This window comes from Streptomyces sp. WAC05292, assembly GCF_003949955.1.
Taxonomy (GTDB): domain Bacteria; phylum Actinomycetota; class Actinomycetes; order Streptomycetales; family Streptomycetaceae; genus Streptomyces; species Streptomyces globosus.
The window spans coordinates 1-2,117 of record NZ_RPSE01000640.1 but is presented as its reverse complement, the minus strand read 5'-3'; the positions used below and the strand labels follow the sequence as shown (position 1 = coordinate 2,117).

Genomic DNA, 2,117 nt, shown 5'->3' with positions numbered 1-2,117 from the left:
CATCCCCCCGTGCACCTGGAGGCAGTCCCGGCCGTCGCGAACGCCCGGGACTGCCTCCAGGTGCACGGGGGGATGGGCTTCACCTGGGATGCCGATGTCCACCTGCACCTGAAGCGGGCCTGGGTGCGGGCCGAGCAGTGGCGAACGGCGGCCGCGGCGGAGGAGGCCCTGGCCGCGGAACTCCTCGCCGACGCACAGGGGCCGGGGCGGGAGGGGGCGCCGTTCGCCCGTGATGGCAGCCTGTGACGAACCCGGTCCCGGAGCCGGGCACGGGGGCGACGCCGCGGGACGCATGTCTGATTACGGAGAGTTGATATCGGTTTGTGTCCTACGCGGGGGCCTGGACGGCCCGGCCCGCGGGTACTGCTCCGGTACGCTCCCGGGAATGCGAGCGGTAGCGCGGCGTGAGCGTCGCACAGTATGCACCATGCCTACTCCTTCGCGCTGGAATATGCCCGAAGCGCTTGTTGTGGTGACTGTATGTCAACCATGCTGCTCGGCAAGGGGGTCACAGTCGGTGATCCCGTCCTGTCGCGAGGCGAAGTGTCCGCCGGTTCGGATGGTGTGAGCGGTGCAGGTGCTTCAGGTGCAGCTGGAGGTAGGACCGGACCCGGCCGAGGTCGGCCGGGCCCGACGATGGGCCCGTTCCCGGCTCGCGGGATGCGGGATAGGGGACGACGAGCCGCTCGCGGAGACGCTGATCCTGCTGATCTCCGAGCTGGTCACCAACGCCGTCGTGCACACCGGCTGCCCGGCCGTGCTGCGCATGCTGCTCGGTGAGCCTGCGGTGCGCGTCGAGGTCGCCGACGCGAGCTGCCGGGCCCCGTCCCGGCGGCAGGCCGGCGCCGGGGACACCGGGGGCCGCGGGCTGGAGCTGGTCGACGGGCTGGCCGACCGCTGGGGCTGGCAGCCGGAGGGCGCCGGGAAGCGGATCTGGTGCGAGGTCGACCGGGCCGCCGCGGGGCCGGCCGGCGGCCCGCCGGACGCCCGGCCGGAGCGCTCCTGCGAAAATTTCGGGTCGATCCGGGAACCGCGCGTGTACCTCTAACGAGGTGTTGACGGCTCGTCAGCCGTTGATCACCCTTGTCCTGAGCGATTCGTCGCGAGGGGACGCCAAGGACAGCCTTGACGAGTGCGGGTCGCGGGGTGGCGGCTGCCGCGCCGAGTTCGGGGCGTGCGCGGCTGCTCGCCGCCACCTGCCCGGGGCCGCGCCGCCGTCACCGGTGCGGCGCCACCGGGCGCCGTCACCGGGGCGGCGCGACCAGCCCCCGGTCGTAGGCCTCGATCACCAGCTGGACCCGGTCGCGGGCACCGAGCTTCGTCAGCAGCCGGGCGACGTGCGACTTCGCCGTCGCCATGGAGATGAACAGCTCCTGCGCGATCTCCGCGTTCGACAGTCCGCGGCCGACCAGTGTCAGGACCTCCTGCTCCCGCTCGGTGACGGCGGCCACGCGCGCGGCCGCCGGCGCCGGTCCGGCGACGAAGTCCGCGATCAGGCGGCGCGTCACGCCGGGTGCGAGCAGGGCGTCACCCGCGGCGACGACGCGTACGGCGGCCAGCAGGTCGTCCAGCGGCATGTCCTTCACCGCGAACCCGCTCGCTCCGGCGCGCAGGGCGCCGTGGACGTGGTCGTCCTCGTCGAACGTCGTCAGGATCAGGACGCGGGTGCCGCCGGCGGCCGCGGTGATGCGGCGGGTTGCCTCGATGCCGTCCATCTCCGGCATGCGGATGTCCATGACGACGACGTCGGGGGCGAGCTCCGCGGCGAGCCGGACGGCCTCCGCGCCGTCGGCGGCCTCGCCGACGACCTCCAGGTCGGCGGTGCCGGCCATGAGGACCCGCAGCCCGGACCGGACGAGCGGCTGGTCGTCGGCGAGCAGGACGCGTATGGTGCCGGAGCTCATCGGGCCTCCTCGGCGGCAGCCTCGACGCCGGCCCGCTCGCGCATGCCGGTGATGCCGAAGCCGCCGCCGCCGTCCTGGGCGGGGCTGCCGCGGCCGTGTCGGAGTCGCGTACGGGGACGGGGCGCTCGCCCTCGACATCACCGACGACGGCCGCGGCAGCCCCGCCCAGGACGGCGGCAGCGGCGGGCGCGGGCGTGCCGGACGGTGTTGGTG

General features: G+C 74.3%; 2 protein-coding genes and 1 pseudogene. 2 read left to right on the top strand and 1 reads right to left on the bottom strand.

Annotated features, from left to right (window positions below; translation table 11 throughout):
• Nucleotides 1-246, top strand: a pseudogene (locus EF903_RS31955) (acyl-CoA/acyl-ACP dehydrogenase); the annotation flags it as partial.
• A 325-nt stretch (nt 247-571) separates the two neighbouring features.
• On the top strand, nt 572-1,048 hold the full coding sequence (locus EF903_RS31950; RefSeq protein WP_125548454.1) for an ATP-binding protein: 477 nt from the start codon (nt 572-574) through the stop codon (nt 1,046-1,048).
• 196 nt (nt 1,049-1,244) lie between these two features.
• Here the strand turns inward: EF903_RS31950 and EF903_RS31945 are convergent, their stop codons facing one another.
• Complete coding sequence (locus EF903_RS31945; RefSeq protein ID WP_125548453.1) at nt 1,245-1,904, bottom strand: response regulator transcription factor; 660 nt, start codon at nt 1,902-1,904, stop codon at nt 1,245-1,247.
• Between the last annotated feature and the right edge of the window lie 213 nt (nt 1,905-2,117).